Source organism: Modestobacter sp. Leaf380 (assembly GCF_001424485.1).
Lineage (GTDB): Bacteria > Actinomycetota > Actinomycetes > Mycobacteriales > Geodermatophilaceae > Klenkia.
On sequence record NZ_LMQC01000019.1, the window covers coordinates 174277 to 197549 of the forward strand.

Below are 23273 nucleotides of genomic sequence, written 5' to 3' on the forward strand. Positions count from 1 at the left end.
AGTCTCACCGGCGGGACACCGCGGCCACCACCCGGTCCGGGCGCACCAGCACCCAGTCCCGGTGCAGACCGGGCCCCAGCGGGGGCAGCGCGGACGCGTCCAGGACCCTCGGCCGGACCCCGCGCGGCAACCGCGGCCGGGCCCCGGACCGGGTGAGCAGCGCCCACCCCTCGCCCAGCAGGTCGTCGAGGCGACGGCCGTCGGGCAGGGTCGGCTGGGGCAGCAGCACCCCGACCGGCCCGGCCGGCCCCAGCCGGGGACGGCGGACCAGCGGCCCGCGGCGCAACGCCGGTGTGCGGCTGGCCAGCACCTGGGAGGACAGCCCCGGCACCCGGCGGGCCACCGCCAGCAGCAGCCGGCGCAGCACCGCCGTCCGGTCCCCACCGCCGGTCATCAGCCAGCCCAGCAGCACCGCGAGCCGGACCAGCGCGCGGGCGTGCGGCTCCCGCTCGGCCCGGTGGGTGTCCAGCAACGACCCGTCGGCCCCGGCCAGCACGGCGTCGAGCTTCCAGGCCAGCTGGTGCACGTCCCGCAGGCCCAGCCCCAGGCCCTGCCCGATGAAGGGCGGGGTCAGGTGCGCGGCGTCCCCGCAGAGCAGCACGCGGCCGGCACGCCACCGGGCGGCGACCCGGGCGCCGTAGGCGTACTCGACGGCGCGCAGCACCCGGGTGTCCGCCGCCCCGAAGCGGGCCAGCAGCGCGGGCAGGTCGACGTCGCCGACCTGCTCGCCGTCCCGGAGCCGGAACTCGGCCCGGTACCGGTCGCCGGCGACCGGCATGAAGGTGGCTGCCCGGTGCGGGTCGCAGACCTGGTGCACCCCGGGCCACACGTCCAGCGGGGCGTCGGCCTGCAGGTCGGCCACCAGCCAGCGGTCCGGCCGGCCCAGCGGCACCTCGCCGGCGCCGATCAGCCGGGCGACGGTGCTGCGGGCGCCGTCGCAGCCCAGCACCGCCTCGGCCTCCAGCCGTGCACCGGACCGGTCCGTCACGGTGACGCCGTCCGGGTGGAGCACCAGCCCGGCGACCTCCACCCCGGTGCGCAGCTGCACCAGCGGCCGGCGGGCGACCTCGGCGCGCAGCAGCTCCTCCAGGTCGGGCTGGGAGAACATCGAGGCCTGCGGCCAGCCGTGCACCCCCGCCCCGGGCGCCCGGGCGAACTCGACCAGCACCCGGCCGTCGGCGTCCAGCAGCCGCAGCCCGGCCATCGGACGGCTGACCCGGGCGAAGGCCTCGGCCACCCCGGCGGCCTGCAGCACCCGCACGCACTCGTCGTCCAGGTGCACGGCGCGGGGCAGCCCGTAAGGGTGCTCGTGCTTCTCCAGGACGGTCACCTCGCGGCCCCGGCGGGCCAGCAGCAGGGCTGCGGTGAGTCCCACCGGCCCGGCCCCGACCACCACGATCAACCGGTGACCGCCTGCGGGTGCCGGTAGAGCATCAGCGCGACGTCGTCGTCCTGGTCGTCGCCCAGCAGCTGGTCGACCAGCACCGCGGCCAGCACGTCGGGGGACAGTTCCCGCCCGGCGACGACGGCGGCCACGGCGCGGGCGATGCCCTCGTCCAGCGCCTCGTCCCGGCGCTCGACCAGGCCGTCGGTGTAGGCCAGCAGGCTGTCCCCCGCGGTCAGCCCGACGACGCCCTCGGGCCGCGGCCACCCCGGGACGACGGCCAGCGGCAGCGACGAGGCGCCCTCCAGCAGGCGGCTCGAGCCGTCGGCACCGACCAGCACGGCAGGCAGGTGCCCGGCGCTGGACCAGGTCAGCGTGCCCGCGGCCTGGTCGACGACGGCGCAGAACACGGTGCTGCAGGTGGCGCCCTCGACCAGGCCGGCGAACCGGTCCAGCGCGCCGAGCACCTGAGCCGGGCCGTTGGCCTCCAGCAGCAGGGCCCGGCCGGCGCTGCGCAGCTGGCCCATCACCGCGGCCGCGGCCAGGCCCCGGCCCACGACGTCCCCGACGACGACGCCGAAGACCCCTGCCGACAGCTCGACGACGTCGTACCAGTCGCCGCCGACCTCCAGCGCCGACGCAGCCGGCTCGTAGCGGACCGCGAAGCCCTCGGGCAGCTCGACCGGGCCCAGGATGGAGCGCTGCAGGGTCACCGACACCTCGGTGGAGAACCGGGCGGCCTCGCGCTCGGCCTCGGCCCGCTCGGCGGCCCAGCGGCGCTCGGCGGCGTGCGCCTGCGCGTCGGCGACGACGGTGGCGACCTGGCCGGCGACCAGCTCCAGGAACGCCCGGTGGTCCTCGTCCAGGCGCAGGTGCGGGTCGACCCCGGCGACCAGCACGCCCACCGGACGGGTCTGCCCGGCGACGACGAGCGGCAGCGCCACGGCCGTGTCCACCGGGACCCGGCCCACCCCCGCCGACGACGTCAGGCCGGGCACCCGGTCGATCAGCCCGGTGACGGTGGTGGCCGTGCCGCTGGTGAGGGCGTCCCACACCCAGGCCTCGTCGGGGCCGGCGGGCAGCCGGGGCACGACGCCGTCGGGGACGGTGTCGGGCAGGCCGGTGGCGGCGGCGAGGTGCGCGCCGGCGCCGTCCTCGTCGAGCAGGTAGACCACCGCGAACGGGACGTCGTCCCCGGCGCCGGCCAGGGCCTGCACGGCGGCGGTCGCGGCCCGGTCGCTGTCGCCGTGCCGGCTGGAGCCGATGGCGCCGAAGGCCTGCAGGGCGGTGAGCCGGCGGGCGGTGAGCACCCGGGCGGTGGTGTCGGTCGTCGTGTTGAGGACCCCGGCCACCCGCCGGACGCCGTCGGCCCCGAGCTCGAGGACCGGGGAGTAGGCGAAGGTGAACCAGGTGGCCTCGTCGAAGCCGTGCCGGTGCATGAGCAGCGGCAGGTCGACGTCGTAGGTGGCCTTGCCCTGCAGGACGCCGTGCAGCCGGCCACTGATCTGCGGCCACAGCTCGTCCCAGACGACCTCGCAGCTGCGGCCCATGGCGGCGGGGTGCTTGTCGCCGAGGATCGGGGCGTAGGCGCCGTTGTAGACCATGGTCAGCTCGGGGCCCCACATGAGGAGCATGGGGAACGGGTTGTTCAGGCAGATGCCGACGGCGGTGCGCAGCGTGTCCGACCAGCTCCCGACCGGGCCCAGCGGGGTGGCCGACCAGTCGGTGGCCAGGACCAGCTCGTGCATCGGGTCGCCCTCGCCGACGGAGGTGAAGAGCTGGCGTGTCGCCTCCGGCACACGACCACCTCCCCCGTCAGGTCCGCAGACCGCTCCGGCCCGTTCCGATCATCGTAGGTCCGGTGCCGCGGGTCCCCGTGTGCCGCGGCACCGGCGCGGCGACCGGCCCCGCCGGCCCCGCCGTCCACGCGGGACGACGGGGCCGGTGGGTCAGCCCAGCGAGCGGGCGGTGCCGCGCGGCAGGTCCAGCTCGACCCGGGTGGGCAGCCGCTGCACCTCCAGGGCCTGCCGGGCGTGCTCGAGGACCTGGCCGCTGACGTCGCGGTGCACCTCGGCCGGGTCGACCCGGCCGTCCAGCCGCACCCGCAGGTGCAGCCGGGGCGCCGACGACGTGCCGGACAGGTGCGCGGAGGCCCGGGTGACCCCGGCCAGGCCGGACACCTCGTCCTCGATGGCGCGGGTCAGCGCGGCGCCCTCGAGCATCGTGCGACCGGTGGTGGCGTCGTCGTCCAGGCGGAGCCGGGCGAGCCGGTCGGTGCGGGCCTGGGCGACCAGCCACCAGCCGCTGAGCACGGCCACCAGCAGGGCGACCACCCCGACGACCGGCCAGAACCAGCCCATCCGGGCGACGTCGTCCACGGCCGGGTCCACGACGGTCCGGTCGGCCTGGCCGGCACCCAGCACGCCCAGCCCGAGCAGCAGGGTGGCGACGCCGGCTGCGGTGAGCAGCAGGCCCAGGACGGTGAGCACCGTCCGGTTGGTCCGCACCGCACCGGGGGTGCGGGTGACCGGTGCGAGGGCCGCGGGGCGGCTCATGCCGACACCCGCCGCAGGTCGACGTGCAGCGTGGGGCCGGCCACCAGGTCCAGGCCGGCGAGGGCCTGCGCGGCCCGGTCCCGGACCTGGGTCTCCAGGTCACCGGTCTCGCGCAGCGCGGTCCGCACGGTCAGCTTCGCGCTGCGCCGGCGGACCACGGAGGAGGTGCCGTCGACGCCGGAGAGCCCGGACACCGACTGCTCCAGCGCACGGCCGACGCCGGTGCGGGACACCGCGGTGACCACGTCGTCCTCGGGTTCCCCGTCCAGGACGAGCAGGGTCTTGCGGCGGGGCTTGAGCTCGGCCAGGACGAGCAGCAGGCCGACGGCGACGAGGACGCCGCCGATGGTCAGCACGGCGCCGTCGGACCAGGCGTGCTCGCGCAGCCAGGAGGCGGTGCCGCTGTAGGGCAGGACCAGGTGGCCGGGGCGGCCCAGCAGGCCCTGCACGACCTCGGCGGCCACGACGATGCCGAGCCCGAGGCCTGCCAGCCCCAGCACCAGTGCCAGGACGCGGTCGACGGTGCGCATCAGTGCACCCTCTTCTCTTCGGGGGAGCGCTCCAGGGGGAGCGCGGCGACGTGGACGTCGACCCGCGCGCTGCGCAGGCCGACCAGGGAGACCAGCCGCTCGCCCACGTGCTCGCGGACGCGGCGGGTGACCTGGCGGACCGGGGCCGGCCAGGAGACGGACATGTCGATCTCGACGGTGGCCTCGTCGCCGTGCACGCGGGCGGTGACCCGCGGCCGGTCGGCGCTGCTCACCGCGACGCCGAGCACCCGCCGGGCGGTGCCGGTGGCGGCGTCGACCTCGGCGGCGGCCGCTGCGGCGATCCGCTCGACCACCCGGTCGGCGACGGTGGTGCGGCCGCGGTCCGCACGGGGCGCCAGACCGTCGTCCAGCCGACTGTCCCCGCCGTCGAGGGCCGGGTCGGCCGCGGTGGGGGCGGTCACCGGTCCCGGCGGGATCGGTCGCCGGAGCCCATCAGCGAGGACAGGTCGAGCTGCCCCTCGACGACCTTGCCGGCGACGAAGCCGAGCGCGGCGAGGACGGCGACGAGGACGAAGGCGCCGAAGCCGCCGAAGGCGCCGGCGAGGCCGAGCACCATCCCGACGACGAGGCCGACTGTGCTGGGACGCATGGGTGTCTCCTGGGGTGTGTCGCGGGGGGTCACTGGAGCCGGGTGGAGCGGCGGGAGCGCTGTCGCGCCCGGCGCCAGCGGTGGAACAACCGGGTCGGCGCGCTCCGCAGCCGCCGGGTGGCGACGACGGTCACCGACCCGGGCGGGGTCGGGGTCCGACCGGCCCGGAGGGCGGCGAGCCCGGCGGCGAAGGCCGCCGGGTCACCGCCGACGTCGGGGTGGTGCGCCCGGACGAACGCCCGCTCCGCCGCGCGCCGGGAGCGCTCGTCGTCGGGGGTGTCGGGTCCGGGGGTGCTCACGGGTGGCTCAGACGCCCGGGGCCGGGGGCCCCGCGGGTGGCACCGGGTCCTCGACGGGAGGTGCCGCGTGGTCGACGTCGTCGACGTGCACGTCGACCCGGGAGCCCGGGGCCGCGGCGGTGACCGCGGTGCGGACCTGCCCGGCGACGTCGGCGACGGGCACGCCGTAGAGCGAGACGACGTGCACCGCCACGTCCGGCGGGCCGTCGGTCTCGCGCACGACGACGCCGGTCACCCGGTCACCGGGCAGGTAGGTCGCCGCGGACCCGAAGGGCCCACCGGAGAGCCGGACCACGCCCGGGCACGCGAGGACCGCCGCGGCGACGACCCGGGGGTCGACACCGCCGACGAGGGCGCGGCCCGGGACGGTCACTGGACCCGGCTGGGCGTGGGCTCGGACTCGTCGCCGTTCGAGGACTCGTCGGAGGGCAGGTGGATGTCGTCGACGGCGATGTTGACCTCGACGACCTGCAGGCCGGTCATCGACTGGATGCTCTGGATGACGTTGCGGCGGATGCCGGCGGCCAGGTCGGCGATCGCGACGCCGTACTCGACGACGACGTCGATGTCGATGGCGGCCTGGGTCTCGCCGACCTCGACGGAGACGCCCTGGCTGACGTTCGGGCCGCCGGAACCCGGGATGCGCTCGCGGATGGCGCCGAAGGCGCGGGCGGTGCCGCCGCCGAGGCGGTAGACGCCGTTGACCTCACGCGCGGCCATGCCGGCGATCTTGGACACGACGGTGTCGGCGATCGTGGTCTTGCCCTGGCTGGAGACCAGCTCGGTGCTGCTGCTGGTGCTGGCGGTCTTCGTGGACTCGGTCATCGGACGTCCTCTCGGTTGCCGGCCCGAGCTCAGGCCGTTCTGTGCTGCTCAGGGGGTTGGAGTCGGCCTGCGCCGGATCCTCACGGCCCGTTCAGGTGACCTGCGTCACTCAGCCAGGTCGGTGACGTGCACGTCGACCTCGACCACGTCCAGCGCGGTCAGCTCGCGCACCCCGGTGACCACCGCGCGCCGGACCGCCCCGGCCAGCCCGGGCAGCGGCACCCCGGGCCGGGCGGTGAGCTGCACGGTGACGACGACCTTCCGGCCGGCGACGCCGATGCCCATCGCGCCGGCCCGCTGCGCCGGGGTGGGGCCCGCGTCGGCGTACTCGGCCCGGACCGCGGCGACCGCCGCCGGGGGCGGGGTGGCCTGCCCGCGGACGTCCCCGACGCCGTCCACGGTCAGCGCGGCGCGGCGGGCGACCAGGGCGACGACCCAGGCGGCGATCCGGGTGGTGCCGTCCCGCTCGGGCACGACGGCGTGCCAGCCGTGGGTGGCCATCACCCCGACGCGCTCCATCACCCGGTCGCCCAGCCCCGTGGGGGGCGGCGCCGGCTCGGCGGCCAGCCCGCGCAGCTCGTCGTCCAGCTCGCGCAGGTCGGCCAGGGCCGCCCGGCAGTGCGGGCAGACCCGCTGGTGCGCGGGGTCCTCAGGCCGCCGCCCGTCGGCGACCTGGGCCACCAGCGCGTCGAGCTCCACGCCGCACGGCAGCACGCCCTCGGACGGGCGCGCACTGCTCCCCGGGGTCGTCACTGCCACCCCCGCATGCTCTGCAACAGGGCCCGGCGGGCCCGCGCGACCCGGCCGCGCAGCGTCGGCTCGGGCACCTCCAGGGTGCGGGCCGCCTCCTCGTAGGACAACCCCTCGAACTGGACGAGCACCAGCGCGGCCCGCTGGTCGAACGGCAGTGCCCGCACCGCGGCACGCAGCGCCTCCGTGCGCGCCGCGGCCACCACCCGCTCCTCCGGGAGATCCCGCTCGGGGACCGGCTCGTCGCCGTCCAGGGGCGCGGTGGGGCGTCGGCGGGTGAGCAGCTGGCGGGCGGCGTTGGTGGTGATCCGGTGCAGCCAGGTGCCGAACGCGGAATCGCCACGGAAGCCGGGCAGCGCCCGCCAGGCCGACACGAGCGCGTCCTGGGCGACGTCCTCGGCGGCGGCGCGCTCGCCGATCAGCCGGTGCGCGACCCGGAACACCTGCTCCTGGTGCCGGGACACCAGCACCTCGAAAGCCGCCGTGGACCCCTGCTGCGCGCGCCGCACCAGGTACTCGTCGTCCAGGTGCCGGCCGTCGGTGAAGACCGCGTCCAGGTCCGCCGGGACGGCGGGGCCGGTGTCGGGGGGCGGTGCCGTCATCAGCACGGACCGGTCCGCTCGAGCACACCCGCCCGGACGCCCGACACGCCCTGCACCTGCCCCGATGCGGCCCCTGCCAACCCCCGCGGCCGGGGGCGTCGGTCAGGAGCTGGGGACGGCGACCTTCGCGCCGGACTGCAGCAGCGCGGCCGCCTGGACCAGCGGCACGGGACGGGACCACAGGTAGCCCTGCCCGAAGGTCGCACCCGCCGAGGTCAGCCAGGCCGCCTGCCCCTCGTCCTCGACGCCCTCGGCGACGGTGGTCAGCCGCAGCGAACGGCCCATCGAGATGATCGCCTCGGCGAGCGAGGCACCCTGCTCGGAGGAGACGACGTGGTCCACGAAGGACTTGTCCACCTTGAGGACGTCGACCGGCAGGTCCCGCAGGTAGGACAGCGAGCTGTAGCCGGTGCCGAAGTCGTCGATGGCGATCCGGATGCCGAGCTCGCGCAGCCGGGACAGCTGCGGGGCGACGACGTCCATCCCGGCCAGGACGGCGGTCTCGGTGATCTCCAGGACCAGCAGCCGCGGTGACAGACCGCTCTCGGCCAGGGCGGCGCGGACCAGGTCGACGAAGCCGGGCGCGGTGAGCTGCGCGACGGCGACGTTGACCGACATGGCCACGTGCGGCCGACCGGGCTGCTGGAGGGACACCGCGGCGCGGCAGGCCTCCTGCAGGACCCAGGTGCCCAGCGGGACGATCAGGCCGGACTCCTCGGCCAGCGGCACGAAGTGGTACGGGGCGAGGAGCCCGCGGACCGGGTGCTGCCAGCGGACCAGCGCCTCGAAGCCGTGCACGGTGGGCCGGCCGTGGTCGGGCACGTGCAGGTCCATGGTCGGCTGGTAGTGCAGCACCAGCTCGCCGGCCTCCAGGGCCCGCTCGAGGTCCGCGCGCAGCTGCAGCCGGTCCAGGGCGGCCGAGTGCAGGGAGGGCTCGTAGACGGCGGTGCCGTGCTTGCCGCCGTCCTTGGCCATGTACATGGCGACGTCGGCGTTGCGCAGCAGGTCCGCACCGGTGATCCCCTCGGCGGGCACCTCGGCCAGCCCGATGCTGGCGCTGACGGTGAGCGAGTGACCCTCCACCAGCACCGGCCGGGACAGCCACTCGTGCACCCGGGCCGCCACGGCGCGGGCCTCCTCGACGTCGGAGCCCTCCAGCAGCAGGGCGAACTCGTCGCCCCCCAGCCGGGCCACGGTGTCGCCCTCGCGGGCCACGGTGCGCAGCCGGGTGCCCACCTCGGTGAGCAGCTGGTCCCCGACGTCGTGGCCGAGCCGGTCGTTGACGTCCTTGAAGTCGTCCAGGTCGATGAACACCAGGGACAGCCCGGCGGCCTGCTGTCCGCGGCGGCGCAGCGCGTGCTCGAGCCGGTCGCCGAACAGCCGGCGGTTGGACAGCCCGGTGAGCGGGTCGTGCAGGGCCTGGTGGGTCAGCTGGGTCTCCAGCTCGACGCGGGTGGTGACGTCGCGGACGGTGAGCACCAGCCCGGCGACGGCGGGGTCGTCGAGCAGGTTGCTGAACACGCCCTCGACGTGCACGACCCGCCCGTCGGGGCGCTGCAGGCGGAAGCCCACGTCGGAGTCGCCCTCGGGGCGGGCGTCCAGCAGCGCGACGAGTGGTTCGACGTCGGCCGGGTGCACCCGGCCGTGCACGGTGGAGCCGACCAGGGACTCGACCTCGGCGTCGAAGAGCCGGACGGCGGAGCCGCTGGCGTAGGTGACCCGCGCGTCGGTGCCGAGCACCACGATGACGTCGGAGCTGCGGCGGACCAGGCTGGCGAGCCGGCTCTCGCTGACGGCGAGGGCCTGCTGCTCGGTGACCTCGGCCTGCAGCCGGCGGTGCCGGGAGACCAGCCGGCGGAACCAGGCCATCCAGCCCACGGAGGCGACCACGAGCATGCCGGCGTAGATCAGCCCGGCCTGGACGTCGAGGACCGCGGCCCGGTCCGCCAGCTCGGTGGACAGCTCGGCGACGGCATCCCGCGCGGCGACGGGGGAGTCCACGCCGAGCGCCAGGGAGGTGGCGGCGGAGGTGAGGCTCGCCGCCTGCTCCGGGGACGCACCGAGGTCGCGCAGCTGCGCGGCGGCGTCCTGCAGCGAGCGGGACAGCGCGGCGGTGTCCGTGGGGGTGGCCATCGACAGCTCCCCGGCGACCCGGGAGACGACCTCGCGCTGGTCGGCGACCGGGCTGGACCGGACGTAGACGCCGAAGAGGAGCAGGAACTCCACGCCGATCACCGTCAGGGTGCCCAGCAGGGTGAGCACGACGCGCACCCTGGAGGCGCGGGGTGCGCTCTCGTCGACCGACCTGCTCATGCTGCCCTCCGCTGGGCGCACCGGTGGCGCCGTCGCGGAGGACATCGGGCGGTCGGCCGGCGGACTGCACCCCGGCGCGGACGGGATGCCCCGGCCGGGTGAGACGGATGCGTTCCGGTGTGTTCCGGATCAGGTCCGGTGCCGGAACGCTCCCGCCGGTTCCACGTGGAACGGTCTCAGCCGCGCAGGTCCGGGAAGTCGGTGTCGCTGAACTCCCGGCTCCCGCCGGCGCCGGCCTCCTCGCGTTGCCGCAGCTCGACCCGGCGGATCTTGCCCGACACGGTCTTGGGCAGCTCGGCGAACTCGATCTTGCGGACCCGGAGGTAGGGGGCCAGGTTCGCCCGGGCGTGGGCCAGGATCGACCTCGCGGTCTCCGCCGTCGGCTCGTGCCCCGCCGCCAGCGCCACGTACGCCTTGGGGACGGCGGCCCGCACCGCGTCCGGAGCCGGGACCACCGCGGCCTCGGCGACGGCCGGGTGCTCGATCAGCACGCTCTCCAGCTCGAACGGGCTGATCTTGTAGTCGCTGGCCTTGAAGACGTCGTCCGTGCGCCCGACGTAGGTGATGTAGCCGCGGGCGTCCCGGGTCGCGACGTCCCCGGTGTGGTACCAGCCGCCGGCCATCGCCTCGGCGTTGCGCACCGGGTCCCCGGCGTACCCGGTCATCAGCGGGAGCGGGTGCGCCGAGAGGTCCAGGCAGATCTCGCCGTCGTCGCCGACCTCGCCGGTGACCGGGTCGACCAGCACGACCGGGCAACCCGGCAGCGGCCGGCCCATCGACCCCGGGGTGACGTCGGAGCCCGGCGTGTTGCCGACGACGGCGGTCATCTCGGTCTGCCCGAACCCGTCGCGCAGGGTCAGCCCCCACGCCTGCTGCACCTGGGAGATCACCTCGGGGTTCAGCGGCTCCCCGGCTGCGATGACCTCGCGCAGCGAGCCCGGCCCGCCGGACAGGTCGGCCTGGATGAGCATCCGCCACACCGTGGGCGGGGCGCAGAACGTGGTGATGCCGGCCGACCGGATGCGGTCCAGCAGTGCCGCCGCGTCGAAGCGGGCGTAGTTGTAGAGGAACACCGTGGACTCGGCGATCCAGGGGGCGAAGAAGCAGGACCAGGCGTGCTTGGCCCAGCCGGGCGAGGAGATGTTGAGGTGCACGTCGCCGGGCTGCAGGCCCAGCCAGTACACCGTGGACAGGTGCCCGACCGGGTAGGAGACCTGGGTGTGCTCGACCAGCTTGGGCCGCGACGTCGTCCCGGAGGTGAAGTACAGGAGCAGCGGGTCCCCCGGCGCGGTGCCCGGGTGCTCGACCGGGGCGTCGTCGGCGTCGGCCGCGTCGGCGTAGGACAGCCAGCCCGCGGCGCCCCCTCCGACCGCGATGCGGGTGTAGTCGCCGTCGACGCGCTCGAACTTCGCCACGTCGGCGGCGTTGGCCACCACGTGTGCGGCCCCGCCCCGCTCGATCCGGTCCGCCAGGTCCGCCGGGCCCAGCGCGGTGGTCGTCGGCATGATGACCGCGCCGATCTTCATCACCGCCAGCATCGACTCCCACAGCTCGACCTGGTTGCCCATCATCAGCACCACCCGGTCGCCCCGGCCGATGCCGACCGAGGAGAACCAGCGGGCCACCTGGTCCGAGCGGCGGACCACCTCGGCGAAGGAGAACCGGGCCTCGCTGCCGTCCTCCTCCACGATCCACAGTGCGACCCGCTCGTTGCCCCGGGCGTAGGTGTCGAACCAGTCGTGCGCCCAGTTGAAGCGGTCACCCAGGTCCGGCCAGGAGAACTCCGCGACCGCCCGCTCGTGCTCGCCCCGCAGGCCCAGCAGCTGGTCGCGGGCGGCGCGGTAGACGTCGGTGACGCTCATCGGCGGTGTCCTCCTGGGGGCGGTCGGGACGCGATCGTCACCCGTCGTGGGGAGCGCCACCACCCCCGGACGTGCCGGACGGTTGCCTGCGCCCTGGCCCGGGTAGAGAGGGTCCACCCGCGCGGCCGCACTCCCGGCCGCCGCCTCACGACAGGAGCACCACCCCATGGGGATCATCGGATTCCTCGTCTTCGGACTCGTCGTCGGCGCCGTGGCCCGCCTCATCAAGCCCGGCAAGCAGAACCTCTCGATCCTGGCCACCCTGGGCCTGGGCGTCGTCGGTTCGCTGATCGGCGGCGTCGTCGCCACCCTGCTGGGCACCGGCCGGTTCACCGAGCTGAACATCCTGGGCGCGATCGTCGCCATCGTGGCCGCCGTGCTGCTGATCGGCGTCGCCGAGAGCGTCACCGGCAAGCGCTCCGTGCGTCACTGACCCACCCCCAGCCCGACGGGCCCGGACACGTGCTGGTGTCCGGGCCCGTCGTCTGCCCGGGTCCGGCCGGGATGGTCTCGTTACGCCTCGGGGACGGCGGGTAGGCGGCGGTCTCACCCCGTCCGCGACACCCCCGGAGGTCCCCGTGGCCCGCAACACCCTCTCCCGCTCCCTGCACGACGTCGGCCTCGCCGCCTGGTTCGGCGGCACCCTCGCCAACGCGGTCGCCCTCAACGCCGCCGCCTCCGAGGCCGGGGGTGACCAGGCCACCGGCGACGTCGCCAACGCCGGCTGGGACCGCTGGACCCCGGTCAACGCACTCGCCATCGGTGCCCACCTGGTCGGCAGCATCGGCCAGCTGGCCGGGAACAAGGGGCGGGTGGCGAACCAGCAGGGCGTGGCCGGCATGTCCACCGCCAAGACGCTGCTCACCGCCGCCGCGCTGGGCGTCACCGGCTACAGCCGGCTGCTGGGCCAGAAGGTGTCGGCCGCCGGCGCCCCCGGCCGCGCGGGCACCAAGCCCAGCAAGAAGACCCGGTCCGACGCGGCCGCGGCCCAGCTGCAGCTGGACCGGCTGCAGTGGGTGGTGCCCGCCCTGACCGGCGCCCTGGTCGTGGTCAGCAGCTACGCCGGGGAGCAGCAGCGGCCCTCCGAGGTGTTGAGCGGCACCCGCGCCTGAGACCCGCAGCCGGCGGACGGGGCCCACCTGCCCCGTCCGCCGGGCCTGGAACCGGACCGGGCGACCACACAGTTGCGCGGTGCAACATGTGGGTCGTGTCGACGACGATCCCGACCCGCCTGGCCCTGGCCCTGCCCCTGCTGGTGACCGGTGGTCTGCTCCTCAGCGCCTGCTCCTCCGGGGGTGACGGGACGGGACCCGCGGCGAGTCCCACCAGCTCGTCGGTGGCCACCCACGCGGCGACGGGCACGACCGGCCCGGCCACGGCACCCGCTCCCACCGCCGCCCCCGAGCCCAGTGGCGCGGACCCGACGGCCGCCGGCGGTCCGGACCGCTGTCACACCAGCGAGCTCACCGGCCGCCTGACCCCGGGCGACTCGGGCGCCGGCCACACCGGCGCGACGCTGACGCTGACCGACACCGGCGGCGAGGTCTGCACGGTCTACGGCTACGGCGGCCTGGGGCTCATCGCCCAGGACGGGGCCGCCGCCCCGACGGTGCAGGACCGGGTGGCGAGCCCCGCACCGCGGACGGTGACCCTGCAGCCCGGGGACGCGGTGTCCTCGACCCTGTACTGGAGCGACGTCGCCTCGGGCTCCGAGCCGACCACCGGCGACTGCGAGCCGCAGCCGGGCCAGCTCACCGTCATCCCGCCGGACGAGACCGACGCGCTGTCGGTGACCTGGCCCGGCGGCCCGGTGTGCGGGGGCGGGGAGATCCAGCAGACCGCCTACGTCGCGGCCTGAACGGGCGGGCGGGGTTGCACCGACGTGGCACCCGGTGCCGCCCGGCGTTGACCCGCCGGGACCACGCGTGGTCCAGTGACCGTGGTCACTGCTGGTGCCGACGACGACGTCGGCGGGTGGAGAGGGGTGCCGGTGCGGTCCAGCGCCACACACGGGACGGACGCCGGGGTGCACCCCGACAGCACGCGGCCGCACGACCGGGACGCGCTGCGCGCCGTGCTGCGCGACGTGGTGGGCAGCTCGGGGATGGCCATCGCCTTCGGCGGGCAGGTCGCGACCTCCCGCGGTCAGGTCGCGGCGTCCGGGGTGCGGGACGCGGTGGTGATCAGCGAGCTGCTGGGCACCCGGACGGCGTCGCTGCGCGGGCTGGCGGTGCACGCCGGCGCCGGGCTCGGCGGCCGGGTGCTGGCCGAGGGCCGGCCCGCGGGCGTCGAGGACTACGGCGTGGCGCGCGGCATCACCCACGACTACGACGTGCCGGTGCTGGCCGAGGGGTTGTGCACCGTCGTCGCCACGCCGGTGCTGGTGCAGGGCCGGCCGCGGGCGGTGGTCTACGCGGCCAGCCGGGAGCGCGGGTCGGTCGGGGACCGGGTGCGCGACTCGCTCACCCGCGCCGCCGGCCGGATGGCCGCCGAGCTCGCGGTGCGCGACGAGGTGGACCGCCGGGTCGAGATGCTGCAGGCCGTCGCCGTGACCGCGCGGTCCGACGGTGCCGACGCCGCCCGCCTGGAGGAGGTGCGCGCCGTGCACTCGGACCTGCGGCTGATCGCCCAGGACCTCACCGACGACGCCCTCCGTGATCGCGTCCACGCCGCCTGCTCCCGGCTCGCCGCCCTCGGCTCGCCCCCGCGGAGCACCGTGCAGCTCAGCGCCCGCGAGACCGACGTGCTGGCCCAGGTCGCGCTGGGCTGCTCCAACGCCGAGACCGCCCGCCGGCTGAGCATCCGGCCCGAGACCGTGAAGAGCTACCTCGGCTCGGCGATGGGGAAGCTGGACGCGCACACCCGGCACGAGGCCGTCGTCCGGGCGCGGGCGGCGGGGCTGCTGCCCTGAGGGCGGGCGGCAAGCCAGCGCAGCCGACCCCCGTTCAGGCGAGTCGACCTGGCCGGCCGCGCGATGAGCTCCCTCGTGGAGCTGGCACCGGCGTTCACCTTCCCTCGGCACCACGGGGCCAACTGGGACGCCTTCGACGACTGCACCGACGACCTCGTGGAGCCCCTGTAGGCAGCTGGGTGTCGTGTGGGACATGGTCACCGAGAACGAGCTCACCCCCGTCGCCGCGGGTGGAAACTGTCGAGCGTGACCAGGCACCCGAGCACTGCCCAGAACGTGGTCGGCATCGTGGGCCTGCTGATCATCGCCGCCCTGAGCTTCGTGTTCGACGGCCCGTGGTGGCTCCTCGGCCTCATCGTCGCCGTCCCCTACGGCCTGGCCCTGTGGCTGGCCGGCCGGCATCGCAGGAGTGCCGGTCCCACCGCCGACCTGTGAGCATCGGAGCGGTGGTGGCACCCACCCGGACCGCCACCACCTCACCGATGCTTCCCAGCCACAGGCCGCCGCGTCTGGGTCGAGCCCGATCCCAGAGCTCGAGGCTCACCGCGCGACAGAGGGAGTGGGTTACCGGACAGTCGGTCGGGGCAGGGTCTACTGCAGTCCCCGAAGACTCTGAGATCTTTTTCGGATGATCATCTGGATCAACGGGGCTTTCGGCGCCGGCAAGACAACCCTCACCGAGCGACTCCTGTCGGCCATCCCGCACGCGATGACATTCGACCCGGAGTACGTGGGGTTCATCCTCACCCGATGGGTGCCCGCGGCTGACAGCGGCGACTTCAGGGATCTACCCGTGTGGCGCCGACTGGTCGGCGACTTCGCCATCGGGCTGTGCCAGGAGTACCGCCGACCTCTTATCGTGCCTATGACCCTGGTCAACGGCGAGATCCGCGACGACATCTTCGATCGCATCCGTGCCAGCGGAGAAGACCTCTTGCATGTCTGGCTGGACGTCTCCGCCTCCGTGCTTCGTCGGCGGATCGAGGAGCAGGTCCTGATCACAGACGACGCAGCCGCCGACCAGGAGGCAAGGCAGTTTCGACTGGCCGCTGTGGATCGCTGCAGCGCAGCGGCTAACCAGTTGCCCCCATAGACGATCGTCCTGGACGCGGAGCATCAATCAGCAGCAGCGTTGGCCGACGGCCTCCTGACCCGCCTCGCACTGCCACCAGTCAGCTAGCGACCAGTTGCGTTGACCCAAAGCCGACCGTCTACCGGGACGCCGGCGGGTCGTCCTCGTCGAATGACAGGTGCAGCCGACTCATGTAGGCCTCGGAACTCGCCTGGGAGACTTGCTCGCCCTCGGCGTCGAAAGAGACCCCGACAGGGCAGCACCGCGTCGCGCGGAAGTCGTACCCGTCCTGCTCCCCCACCTCCGCGACCAGCCAGACGGTGTCGCCCGCAGTCAGGCGACGGAAGCCGGGGACAGCAAGGACGGAGTAGTGCACCCAGCACCCGCCCGGGAACTCCTCGGCCGAACACACGCCCCAACCCTCAACGTCATCCCACGTCTGCACGACGGCGAGCACTGCGTCCATAGATGGAGCCTGCCCCAGCGGGGGTCCCGGAAGCCACCGTCCACTGGACACTGCACGTCCACCGACTCGAGGCGAGGCAATGCCTTGGGCAGCGAGCATGACAAGATCCACGTGTGCCCAATGCGAAACAGGCTGCGATCGCACAATGCCTGGAGACCATCCGTTCCGCGGGGGGAGCCTGGGCTTGGGGCTCTGAAGGCGGCCTGATCCCTTGGGAAGACTCGCAAGGGCACATGATCGCTGTCCTGTGGTCCACCGCCTCAGCTGCCCGAGCAGAATCCTGGGATGGGCAGGCCCGTGACGAAAGCGCGATCTTTAAGACCCTGGGGGAGATCTGGGCTCGATATGACCGTTGGCATGAGGCCGGCGTCGAAGAGATAGGTCTAGAACCCACAAACGGACGGATTCTGCTGACGTGCTCCTTGGACGAGTTTCGACAGGTCGTCACGACAGGGCGCATGCGCAAGGATTCGTTGCCCTAGCAGCGTCCACCGTTCGCTGATGACCGTCTACCGGGGACGGAGCGTCGCCGTCGGGTGGGCGGACAGGACGCTGACCGCCGCTCTCGACCGCACCGAGGCTGCCGCCAGCGATGGCGACACTCGCCGACCGCGCGAGTGGCGGCCACGCCCCGCCGCCTCGGTGCGGCATCCGGCCGTACGGATCCCCTCCGCACTCGTGATGAAGTGAGGTCATGAAGGTCATGACTGCCGCCATGGCGGAGGCCCTGTCTGAACGGGGTTTCGTGCAACGGAAGAGACGGTGGGTGGCGCTGCGTCCCACCTTGCCGGTCCAGGTCTACGACGAGAAGGCGCGGTTTGGGCCCCACCATGGGATTGGCGTTCTCTTCGGCGGTCCAGGTATCAATGACCACGTCGACGAGAACGTGTGCCTACAGATCAGCCAGCGCGAATCCGCGGGTGACCGCCTAACCTTCTACTACGACTTCGCCGACCCTCAAGGGGCTGCGCGATGCGAAGGGACTGCTGCACAAGGTGGTGACATCTGATCTGTGGTGCCGAGAGGTGCCGCTGGAAGGATGTTCACCGTGCCTAAGCCTTACCCGCAGGAGTTCCGCGACGACGTGGTCAACGTCGCCCGCAACCGTGAGCCCGGCACCCATCTCAAGCAGGTCGCCGCGGACTTTGGGATCAGCGAGTCGTGTCTGACCAACTGGATGAAGGCCGCCGATGTCGAGGCCGGGATCAAGCCCGGGACGACCGCGGCGGAGAACACCGAGCTGCGTGATGCCCGCCGGCGGATCCGGCTGCTGGAGCAGGAGAACGAAGTGCTGCGCCGGGCGGCTGCCTACCTGTCGCAGGCGAACCTGCCGGGAAAATGATGTACCCGCTCGTCCGTGAACTGGCCGCGGTCGGCACCCCTGTGCGGGTGCCGGTCACGGTGACGTGCCGGGTCCTCAAGCTGGCCCGCCAGCCCTACTACCGGTGGCTGGCCGCCCCGGTCACCGACGCCGAGCTCATCGAGGCCTACCGGGCCAACGCCCTGTTCGACGCCCACCGCGATGACCAGGAATTCGGCTACCGGCTGCTGGTCGATGAGGCAGCAGATGCCGGACAGCCGATGGCAGCCCGGACCGCATGGGCGATCTGCTCGGCCAATGGCTGGTGGTCAGCGTTCGGCAAGCCCCGCCGCGGCAAGTCGAAGAGGCCCGGCCCGCCGGTCCACGACGACCTGCTGGCCACCGTCGATTCCCACGGGGTGACCCGGCACCAGTTCGCCGCCGAGGCACCCAACACCGTGTGGTTGACCGACATCAGCGAGCGCAAGACCGGCGAGGGCAAGCTCTACCTGTGCGCGGTCAAGGACCTGCACTCCAACCGCATCGTCGGGTACTCCATCGACTCCCGGATGAAGTCTCGACTCGCGGTCACCGCCCTCGCGAACGCGGTCGCGATGCGTCGCACTGCCGGTGCGGACGTGGCCGGCTGCATCGTGCATAGCGACCGCGGATCTCAATTCCGGTCCCGAAAATTCGTCCGGGTCATCGGCGCTCACCAGATGGTCGGCTCGATGGGCCAAGTCGGGGCCTGCGGGGACAACGCGGCCATGGAGAGCTTCTTCGCGCTGCTGCAGAAGAACGTCCTGGACCGCCAAACCTGGACCACCCGCCAGCAGCTGCGAATCGCGATCGTCACCTGGATCGAACGGACCTACCACCGCCGACGACGACAAGCCGCCCTCGGCCGACTGACACCCATCGAGTACGAGATGATCGACCCCACACAGGCAGCTCAAGCCGCCTGACCCAACCTGTCACCTATCCGTGCAGCAGTCCCGAGGTCTTCGACCGAGCGTCCGAGTCGGTCGATTCGCCACACCGCGAGGGTGTCGCCGGAACGCAGATACTCCAGGCAGGCGATGAGTTGCGGCCGCCGCGCCGTGGCACCGGACGCGAAATCCGTGAAGACCTTCTCGGCGCCGACGGCGGCCAGGGCATCGTGCTGGAGCGCAGGGTCCTGCTCGAGAGTGGACACCCGCGCGTACCCGACGATCGTCATGCTCCGACGCTAGCGGATGCGTCGATCCACAAGACGTCGCGCACGGGTTTCTGGGCCGTTGATTTCGGAACGGGTTTCGGGCCTAGGGCGCGGGCAGGTGGCCTGGGGTTCTTCGGACCCTCGACTGCGTGCGACACGTCGTTTCACAAACGGGGGTTTCTGGTCCTACGTCAGTGCGTGTAACAACGTCCTCCCTGTGAGTAGCAGCGAAGCATGGCGGCAGGTCAACAGACCTCGGTGGCGGGGTTCAGCTTCCTGACTTGGTCGTGGAGCCCTGCCCGAACCGCAGGACTCCGGTAGTTAGCGAACTGCGCCAGAACGGATTGCCGGTGGCATACGTGGTCTAGGTGACGGAATGCCGGTGGGCCGCAGCCATGCGCGTGATGGCTTCGCGGAGAACGTCAGGGTGGCAGGCAATGTTTAGACGGATGAAGCCGTGCCCGGCTGGCCCGAAATCCGCACCAGCGCTGACCGCTACTCGGCCGTGGTCAAGGAAGACAGGAGCCGGATTAGATCCCAACCCCAGATCGCGACAATCAAGCCAAGCCAGGTAGCTGGCCTGCGGAACGCCGAAACGAACTTGAGGCAAGTGCTGCTGGAGCAAATTTGCCAACAGTAGGTAATTGCTTGCAAGGGCGCCCAGTAGGCCGTCCAGCCACGACTCACCCTGCTCGTAGGCTGCGGCTGCGGCCAACATCCCGAAGTGCCCCACTGACCACGGAACCTCGTGCGGGAGAGCGCCCAACCGTTCCAGTTGCCTAGGGTGGGCCGCGGTGATGAGCGCGCTCTTGAGCCCAGCTAGGTTCCATGCCTTGGACGCGCTGTGAAAGGCGATGCCAGTCGCAGCAGCGTTGTCCGAGACGGCTAGGTAGGGACTGTACGAGGATCCGGGCAGGGTCAGCGGGGCATGAATTTCATCGGCCAGAACGGTGACATCGTGACGAGCGGCGAGGGTGGCCAGTGCGCGCAGATCGTCAATTTCGTGTACCAGCCCCGTGGGGTTGTGGGGGGAGCAGAGCAACATCACTTTGGAGCCCGCGGCCATTGCTTGATCAATAGCGGCCAGATCTAGACGCCCGCCGTTGAGCGACTCAAGCAGAGGTACCTCTACTGGTGTGGCTCCGACGGCTTGCAGCCAGCTCCAGAAGGGGGGATAAACCGGCGGTGTCAGGATGACCTTGTCGCCCGGAACGGTCAACAGCCGCAGAACCTCAGTAACCCCGGCCGCCACGTCTGCGCATGTGCGCACAGAGGACGGGTCTACATCCCAGTGCCACCGACGAGCCGCGAAGCCAGAAAATGCCCCACGAAGGGCGGTCGCGTCGCCACAGTAACCAGTATCAGACTGTTGGACTGCTGCATGCAGCACGGCGGCGATCGGCGGGGCCAGATGGACGTCCATCTCGGCGACAGGTAACGGAAGTACGTCGACCGGGTAAGACGTCCACTTCGCACTGCGACGAGTACGCAGCTCGTCTAGACCGACATCAAGCGGCGCGCTCACAAGGTCATACTGCCATCCCCCACTCGCCCGCCACACCACCTCGCGGATTGAACGCACACGCCAGCAGCGGCCGGTGAACTCCCAGTGGCCTATACTAACGTTTTCGCTACAAGCTGCTGAACCGGCGCGTTCGAGCTCATCCAAGCAGGACGATTTGTAGCGGAACCCAGTCCCGCTATCTACGTGCCAGGACTACCTCGGGCGGATGGGTTTCGCTACGTTCTGGGGGTGGGTCATCTGCTGGGGTAGGCCCGGGTGTCGACAACCGATCAGGACGCGGCGCTGCAGCTGGACGCCCTGACTGGCGCCGGTTGCTACCGGGTATTCGTCGACACGATGTCCGGGTCGCTGGAGCGGCGCCCGGAGCTGGACAAGCTGCTCGACCAACTTCGGCCCGGCGACACCCTGGTGGTGTGGCGGCTGGACCGGTTGGGTCGCTCCATCCGGCACCTGATCGACCAGCTGCAGGCGCTCGCCGACCGCGGGATCGGGTTCCGCTCCCTCCAAGAGACGATCGACACCACCTCGCCGGGCGGCCGGCTGGTGTTCCACGTGTTCGCCGCACTCGCCGAGTTCGAGCGCGACCTGATCCGGGAGCGCACCAACGCGGGCCTCTCTGCAGCCCGGGCCCGCGGCCGCAACGGCGGGCGGCCCCCGCAGCTGAGCGCCGATCAGGTGAAGACAGCTCGGCGGATGTATGAGCAGCAGGACATGACCGTCGCCCAGATCGGCAACGTCCTGGGCGTCAGCCGCACCACCATCCACCGCACCCTGAACCGGCAACCCGAACCCACCGCACCCCGGCGGGCGTCCCGGACCGGCACGGCCGGGTAGCGGTCGTGGACGCCGGTCAGCGGTGGCAGGTCCTTCGACTGCACGTCGAGGACCGGATACCGCTGACCACCCTGTCCCGGGACTGCGGCATCGGCGAGCGCACCCTGCAGCGCTGGCACGCCCGCTACCGAGCCGGCGGGTACGCCGCACTGGGCGATAGACACCGGGCTGACCGCGGCCGTCGGCGCACCGACCCGGAGCTGGTGCAGCTGGTCGAGCGTGTGGCGCTGACCAGGCCGCGCCCGACCGCGGCGACCATCCATCGCGCCGTGCTGGAGCACTGCGCAGCCACCGGGACGCCCGCGCCGTCCTACTCCACCGTCCGGTCGGTAATCGCTGGGCTGGACCCGGGCATGGTGACCCTGGCGCTGGAGGGGCCAGCCTCCTACCGCAACCGGCACGAGCTGGCGCTGAGGCGTCGCGCTGACCGGCCCAATGCGCTGTGGCAGGCCGACCACACGATGCTCGACATCCACGTCCGCGACCAGCGCGGTGACCCTGTGCGGCCGTGGCTGACGATCGTGCTCGATGATCACTCGCGGGCCGTGTGCGGTTACCTGCTCGCCACCGGCGCACCGTCGGCGGCCAACACCGCGCTGGCACTGCGGCAGGCGATCTGGCCCAAGACCGAACCCGACTGGCCCCAGTGCGGTGTGCCCAACGCGCTGTACACCGACCACGGCTCGGACTTCACCAGCCACCGCATCGGCGACACCCTTGCTGCCTTGCACGTCAGGGTCATCCACTCCGCCGTCGGCCGGCCCCAGGGCCGCGGCAAGATCGAGCGGTTCTTCGGCACCGTCAACACCGAGCTGCTCGCCCGCCTGCCCGGCCACATCGCCCCGCGCCGGCCGCCAGCACCGACCCTCACGTTGACCGAGCTCGACGCCGCCCTCACCACCTGGCTGCGCACCTACAACGCCAGACCCCACCGCGAACTGCGGCAACCCCCGAACACCGCGTGGGCCGCCGACGGGTGGCTGCCCAGTCTCCCCGACACCCTCGAGGAGCTCGACGGGCTGCTGATGACGGTGCCGACCTCCCGGGTCGTGCAGCGCGACGGCATTCACTTCCAGGGCCTGCGCTACACCGCAACCACCCTGGCCCCCTACGTCGGAGCCGCGGTCACCATCCGATACGACCCCCGCGACATCACCGAGGTGCGGGTCTTCCACCAAGACGCATTCCTGTGCACCGCCATCGACGTCGAGCACTCCCGGCAGACGATCAGCCTCCGCGACATCCAGGCCGCCCGCACCGCGCACCGACGCCGGCTCCGCGAGCAGATCCGCGAGCGCGTCACCGTCGCTCCCCTCGGCGCAGACAGGTCCCCAGGTGGTGAGGAACCTGCGGCGTCTCGCCCCGGCCCGCGGCCCAAGCTGCGCACCTACCAGGAGGGCTGATGACAGAGCACTTCATGGCCACCCGCGAACACCGCCGCTTCGCCGAGTTCGCCGGGGCCGTCCGCAAGCAACGCACCATCGGGATCTGCTTCGGCCCCGCCGGAGTCGGCAAGACCGTCTCGGCCCGCCGCTACGCCCAGTGGGAAGCCGTCGGCCCCGTCGCCGACACCTGGGGTCCACGCAGTCGCGACGTCGACCAGAAGGCCTACACCGCCGCCAGCCGAGCCCGCACCGTGCTCTACACACCCCAGGTCGGCGGCACCCTCAAGGCCCTACGCGAGGACATCCAACGCGGCCAGCGACGCGTCGACATCTGCATCGGCGAAGCCCTTGCCGACCAGAGCCAGTCCATCCAGACCACCCACGCGGGGTCGTCACAGGTCGAGATGATCGTCGTAGACGAAGCCGAGCGCCTCAGCTCCACCGGCATCGAATGGCTCCGCGATCACCACGACCGCACCAGCATCGCCCTCATCCTCATCGGGATGCCCGGCATCGAGAAACAGTTCGCCCGCTATCCCCAGCTCTACAGCCGCATCGGGTTCGCCCACCAGTACCGGCCCCTCGGTAACGATGAACTCCTCTTCGTTCTCGACCGCTACTGGCGCCGCCTCGGCCGGACCCTGAACCCCGAGGACTTCACCGACGCGCAAGCCGTCGCCGCCATCCAACGCATCACCCGCGGCAACTTCCGACTCCTCGAACGCCTCCTGCCCCAGATCCAACGCATCCTGAAGATCAACGAACTCGACACCATCACCGACGACGTCATCGAAGCCGCCCGCAGCACCCTCGTCATCGGAACCACCTAACGACCCGCCACCCACCAGTGCC

The 23273-nt window shown here is 72.7% G+C and carries 28 protein-coding genes; 12 read left to right on the forward strand and 16 right to left on the reverse strand.

The features are described 5' to 3' along the window. Positions 1-4 precede the first annotated feature (4 nt). The 13 genes from ASG41_RS13260 to ASG41_RS13320 form a co-directional block, all read right to left on the reverse strand. A complete protein-coding gene (locus tag ASG41_RS13260; RefSeq protein ID WP_255352991.1) occupies positions 5-1396 on the reverse strand; it encodes a bifunctional 3-(3-hydroxy-phenyl)propionate/3-hydroxycinnamic acid hydroxylase in 1392 nt (463 codons plus the stop codon). A 2-nt stretch (positions 1397-1398) separates the two neighbouring features. Beyond that, positions 1399-3183 carry a PP2C family protein-serine/threonine phosphatase gene (locus tag ASG41_RS23995; RefSeq protein WP_056295492.1) on the reverse strand — a complete coding sequence of 595 codons (1785 nt, stop codon included), beginning with the start codon at positions 3181-3183 and terminating at the stop codon, positions 1399-1401. A 150-nt stretch (positions 3184-3333) separates the two neighbouring features. Further along, the gene (locus tag ASG41_RS13270) at positions 3334-3939 is read right to left on the reverse strand and encodes a hypothetical protein (RefSeq protein WP_056295495.1); all 606 of its coding nucleotides are present in this window, start codon (positions 3937-3939) and stop codon (positions 3334-3336) included. Then, a complete protein-coding gene (locus ASG41_RS13275; RefSeq protein ID WP_056295497.1) occupies positions 3936-4469 on the reverse strand; it encodes a DUF6286 domain-containing protein in 534 nt (177 codons plus the stop codon). The genes ASG41_RS13270 and ASG41_RS13275 overlap by 4 nt, the downstream gene beginning before the upstream one ends. After that, positions 4469-4891, reverse strand: coding sequence for an Asp23/Gls24 family envelope stress response protein (locus ASG41_RS13280; RefSeq protein ID WP_056295498.1), 423 nt, complete (start codon positions 4889-4891; stop codon positions 4469-4471). The genes ASG41_RS13275 and ASG41_RS13280 overlap by 1 nt, the downstream gene beginning before the upstream one ends. Then, on the reverse strand, positions 4888-5079 hold the full coding sequence (locus ASG41_RS13285) for a hypothetical protein (protein ID WP_056295501.1): 192 nt from the start codon (positions 5077-5079) through the stop codon (positions 4888-4890). The genes ASG41_RS13280 and ASG41_RS13285 overlap by 4 nt, the downstream gene beginning before the upstream one ends. 29 nt (positions 5080-5108) lie before the next feature. Continuing rightward, positions 5109-5378 carry a hypothetical protein gene (locus ASG41_RS24270; protein WP_056295504.1) on the reverse strand — a complete coding sequence of 90 codons (270 nt, stop codon included), beginning with the start codon at positions 5376-5378 and terminating at the stop codon, positions 5109-5111. 7 nt (positions 5379-5385) lie between these two features. Continuing rightward, entirely contained in the window at positions 5386-5751 is a 366-nt protein-coding gene (locus ASG41_RS13295; RefSeq protein WP_157519408.1) for an Asp23/Gls24 family envelope stress response protein, read from the reverse strand. Beyond that, the gene (locus ASG41_RS13300; RefSeq protein ID WP_056295507.1) at positions 5748-6203 is read right to left on the reverse strand and encodes an Asp23/Gls24 family envelope stress response protein; all 456 of its coding nucleotides are present in this window, start codon (positions 6201-6203) and stop codon (positions 5748-5750) included. The genes ASG41_RS13295 and ASG41_RS13300 overlap by 4 nt, the downstream gene beginning before the upstream one ends. A 105-nt stretch (positions 6204-6308) precedes the next feature. Beyond that, a complete protein-coding gene (locus ASG41_RS13305) occupies positions 6309-6962 on the reverse strand; it encodes an Asp23/Gls24 family envelope stress response protein (RefSeq protein WP_157519409.1) in 654 nt (217 codons plus the stop codon). Then, positions 6953-7555: an RNA polymerase sigma factor gene (locus ASG41_RS13310; RefSeq protein WP_056296545.1), complete on the reverse strand. Its 603-nt coding sequence runs from the start codon at positions 7553-7555 to the stop codon at positions 6953-6955. Before ASG41_RS13310 ends, ASG41_RS13305 begins: the two co-directional genes overlap by 10 nt. 102 nt (positions 7556-7657) lie before the next feature. Continuing rightward, positions 7658-9868, reverse strand: coding sequence for a bifunctional diguanylate cyclase/phosphodiesterase (locus tag ASG41_RS13315; protein ID WP_162245563.1), 2211 nt, complete (start codon positions 9866-9868; stop codon positions 7658-7660). A gap of 176 nt (positions 9869-10044) precedes the next feature. Continuing rightward, positions 10045-11730 carry an AMP-binding protein gene (locus ASG41_RS13320; protein ID WP_056295516.1) on the reverse strand — a complete coding sequence of 562 codons (1686 nt, stop codon included), beginning with the start codon at positions 11728-11730 and terminating at the stop codon, positions 10045-10047. A gap of 166 nt (positions 11731-11896) precedes the next feature. Here ASG41_RS13320 and ASG41_RS13325 point away from each other — a divergent pair, with 166 nt between their 5' ends. The 7 genes from ASG41_RS13325 (at position 11897) to ASG41_RS13345 (ending at position 15734) form a co-directional block, all read left to right on the forward strand. Beyond that, positions 11897-12163 carry a GlsB/YeaQ/YmgE family stress response membrane protein gene (locus ASG41_RS13325; protein WP_200938865.1) on the forward strand — a complete coding sequence of 89 codons (267 nt, stop codon included), beginning with the start codon at positions 11897-11899 and terminating at the stop codon, positions 12161-12163. 145 nt (positions 12164-12308) lie between these two features. Beyond that, positions 12309-12842, forward strand: a complete 534-nt coding sequence (locus ASG41_RS13330; protein WP_056295517.1) for a hypothetical protein — start codon at positions 12309-12311, stop codon at positions 12840-12842. A gap of 95 nt (positions 12843-12937) precedes the next feature. Then, complete coding sequence (locus ASG41_RS13335; protein ID WP_162245564.1) at positions 12938-13588, forward strand: DUF4232 domain-containing protein; 651 nt, start codon at positions 12938-12940, stop codon at positions 13586-13588. 168 nt (positions 13589-13756) lie between these two features. Next, positions 13757-14641 (forward strand): LuxR C-terminal-related transcriptional regulator, encoded by an 885-nt coding sequence (locus ASG41_RS13340; protein WP_056296551.1) that lies wholly within the window; start codon positions 13757-13759, stop codon positions 14639-14641. 63 nt (positions 14642-14704) lie between these two features. After that, entirely contained in the window at positions 14705-14812 is a 108-nt protein-coding gene (locus ASG41_RS23145) for a barstar family protein (protein ID WP_082556910.1), read from the forward strand. 75 nt (positions 14813-14887) lie between these two features. Continuing rightward, complete coding sequence (locus tag ASG41_RS23660; protein ID WP_157519411.1) at positions 14888-15076, forward strand: hypothetical protein; 189 nt, start codon at positions 14888-14890, stop codon at positions 15074-15076. 193 nt (positions 15077-15269) lie between these two features. Next, the gene (locus ASG41_RS13345) at positions 15270-15734 is read left to right on the forward strand and encodes an AAA family ATPase (RefSeq protein WP_082556911.1); all 465 of its coding nucleotides are present in this window, start codon (positions 15270-15272) and stop codon (positions 15732-15734) included. A gap of 118 nt (positions 15735-15852) precedes the next feature. On the opposite strand, the gene ASG41_RS24275 is transcribed toward ASG41_RS13345, so the two are convergent. Continuing rightward, positions 15853-16179: a hypothetical protein gene (locus ASG41_RS24275; protein ID WP_200938867.1), complete on the reverse strand. Its 327-nt coding sequence runs from the start codon at positions 16177-16179 to the stop codon at positions 15853-15855. Between the two features lie 694 nt (positions 16180-16873). Between ASG41_RS24275 and ASG41_RS13355 the strand changes: the two genes are divergently transcribed. Both ASG41_RS13355 and ASG41_RS13365 read left to right on the forward strand, forming a co-directional pair. Further along, positions 16874-17188, forward strand: coding sequence for a hypothetical protein (locus tag ASG41_RS13355; protein ID WP_056295523.1), 315 nt, complete (start codon positions 16874-16876; stop codon positions 17186-17188). A 39-nt stretch (positions 17189-17227) separates the two neighbouring features. After that, a protein-coding gene (locus tag ASG41_RS13365; RefSeq protein WP_157519441.1) for an IS3 family transposase occupies positions 17228-18444 on the forward strand; the annotation gives its coding sequence in 2 pieces (ribosomal slippage) (positions 17228-17512 and positions 17515-18444; 1215 coding nt in all). On the opposite strand, the gene ASG41_RS13370 is transcribed toward ASG41_RS13365, so the two are convergent. Both ASG41_RS13370 and ASG41_RS23150 read right to left on the reverse strand, forming a co-directional pair. Further along, positions 18432-18698, reverse strand: coding sequence for a recombinase family protein (locus ASG41_RS13370; RefSeq protein ID WP_056295530.1), 267 nt, complete (start codon positions 18696-18698; stop codon positions 18432-18434). The genes ASG41_RS13365 and ASG41_RS13370 overlap by 13 nt on opposite strands. Positions 18699-19041: 343 nt before the next feature. After that, positions 19042-20346: a MalY/PatB family protein gene (locus tag ASG41_RS23150; RefSeq protein ID WP_200938874.1), complete on the reverse strand. Its 1305-nt coding sequence runs from the start codon at positions 20344-20346 to the stop codon at positions 19042-19044. 111 nt (positions 20347-20457) lie between these two features. On the opposite strand from ASG41_RS23150, the gene ASG41_RS13375 reads away from it, so the two are divergent. The 3 genes from ASG41_RS13375 to ASG41_RS13385 are packed head-to-tail and all read left to right on the forward strand — an operon-like array spanning position 20458 to position 23251. After that, positions 20458-21036, forward strand: coding sequence for a recombinase family protein (locus ASG41_RS13375; RefSeq protein WP_235564782.1), 579 nt, complete (start codon positions 20458-20460; stop codon positions 21034-21036). A 5-nt stretch (positions 21037-21041) separates the two neighbouring features. Continuing rightward, the gene (locus ASG41_RS13380) at positions 21042-22439 is read left to right on the forward strand and encodes a Mu transposase C-terminal domain-containing protein (protein ID WP_056295533.1); all 1398 of its coding nucleotides are present in this window, start codon (positions 21042-21044) and stop codon (positions 22437-22439) included. After that, positions 22439-23251: an AAA family ATPase gene (locus ASG41_RS13385; protein WP_056295537.1), complete on the forward strand. Its 813-nt coding sequence runs from the start codon at positions 22439-22441 to the stop codon at positions 23249-23251. The genes ASG41_RS13380 and ASG41_RS13385 overlap by 1 nt, the downstream gene beginning before the upstream one ends. Positions 23252-23273: the final 22 nt, after the last annotated feature.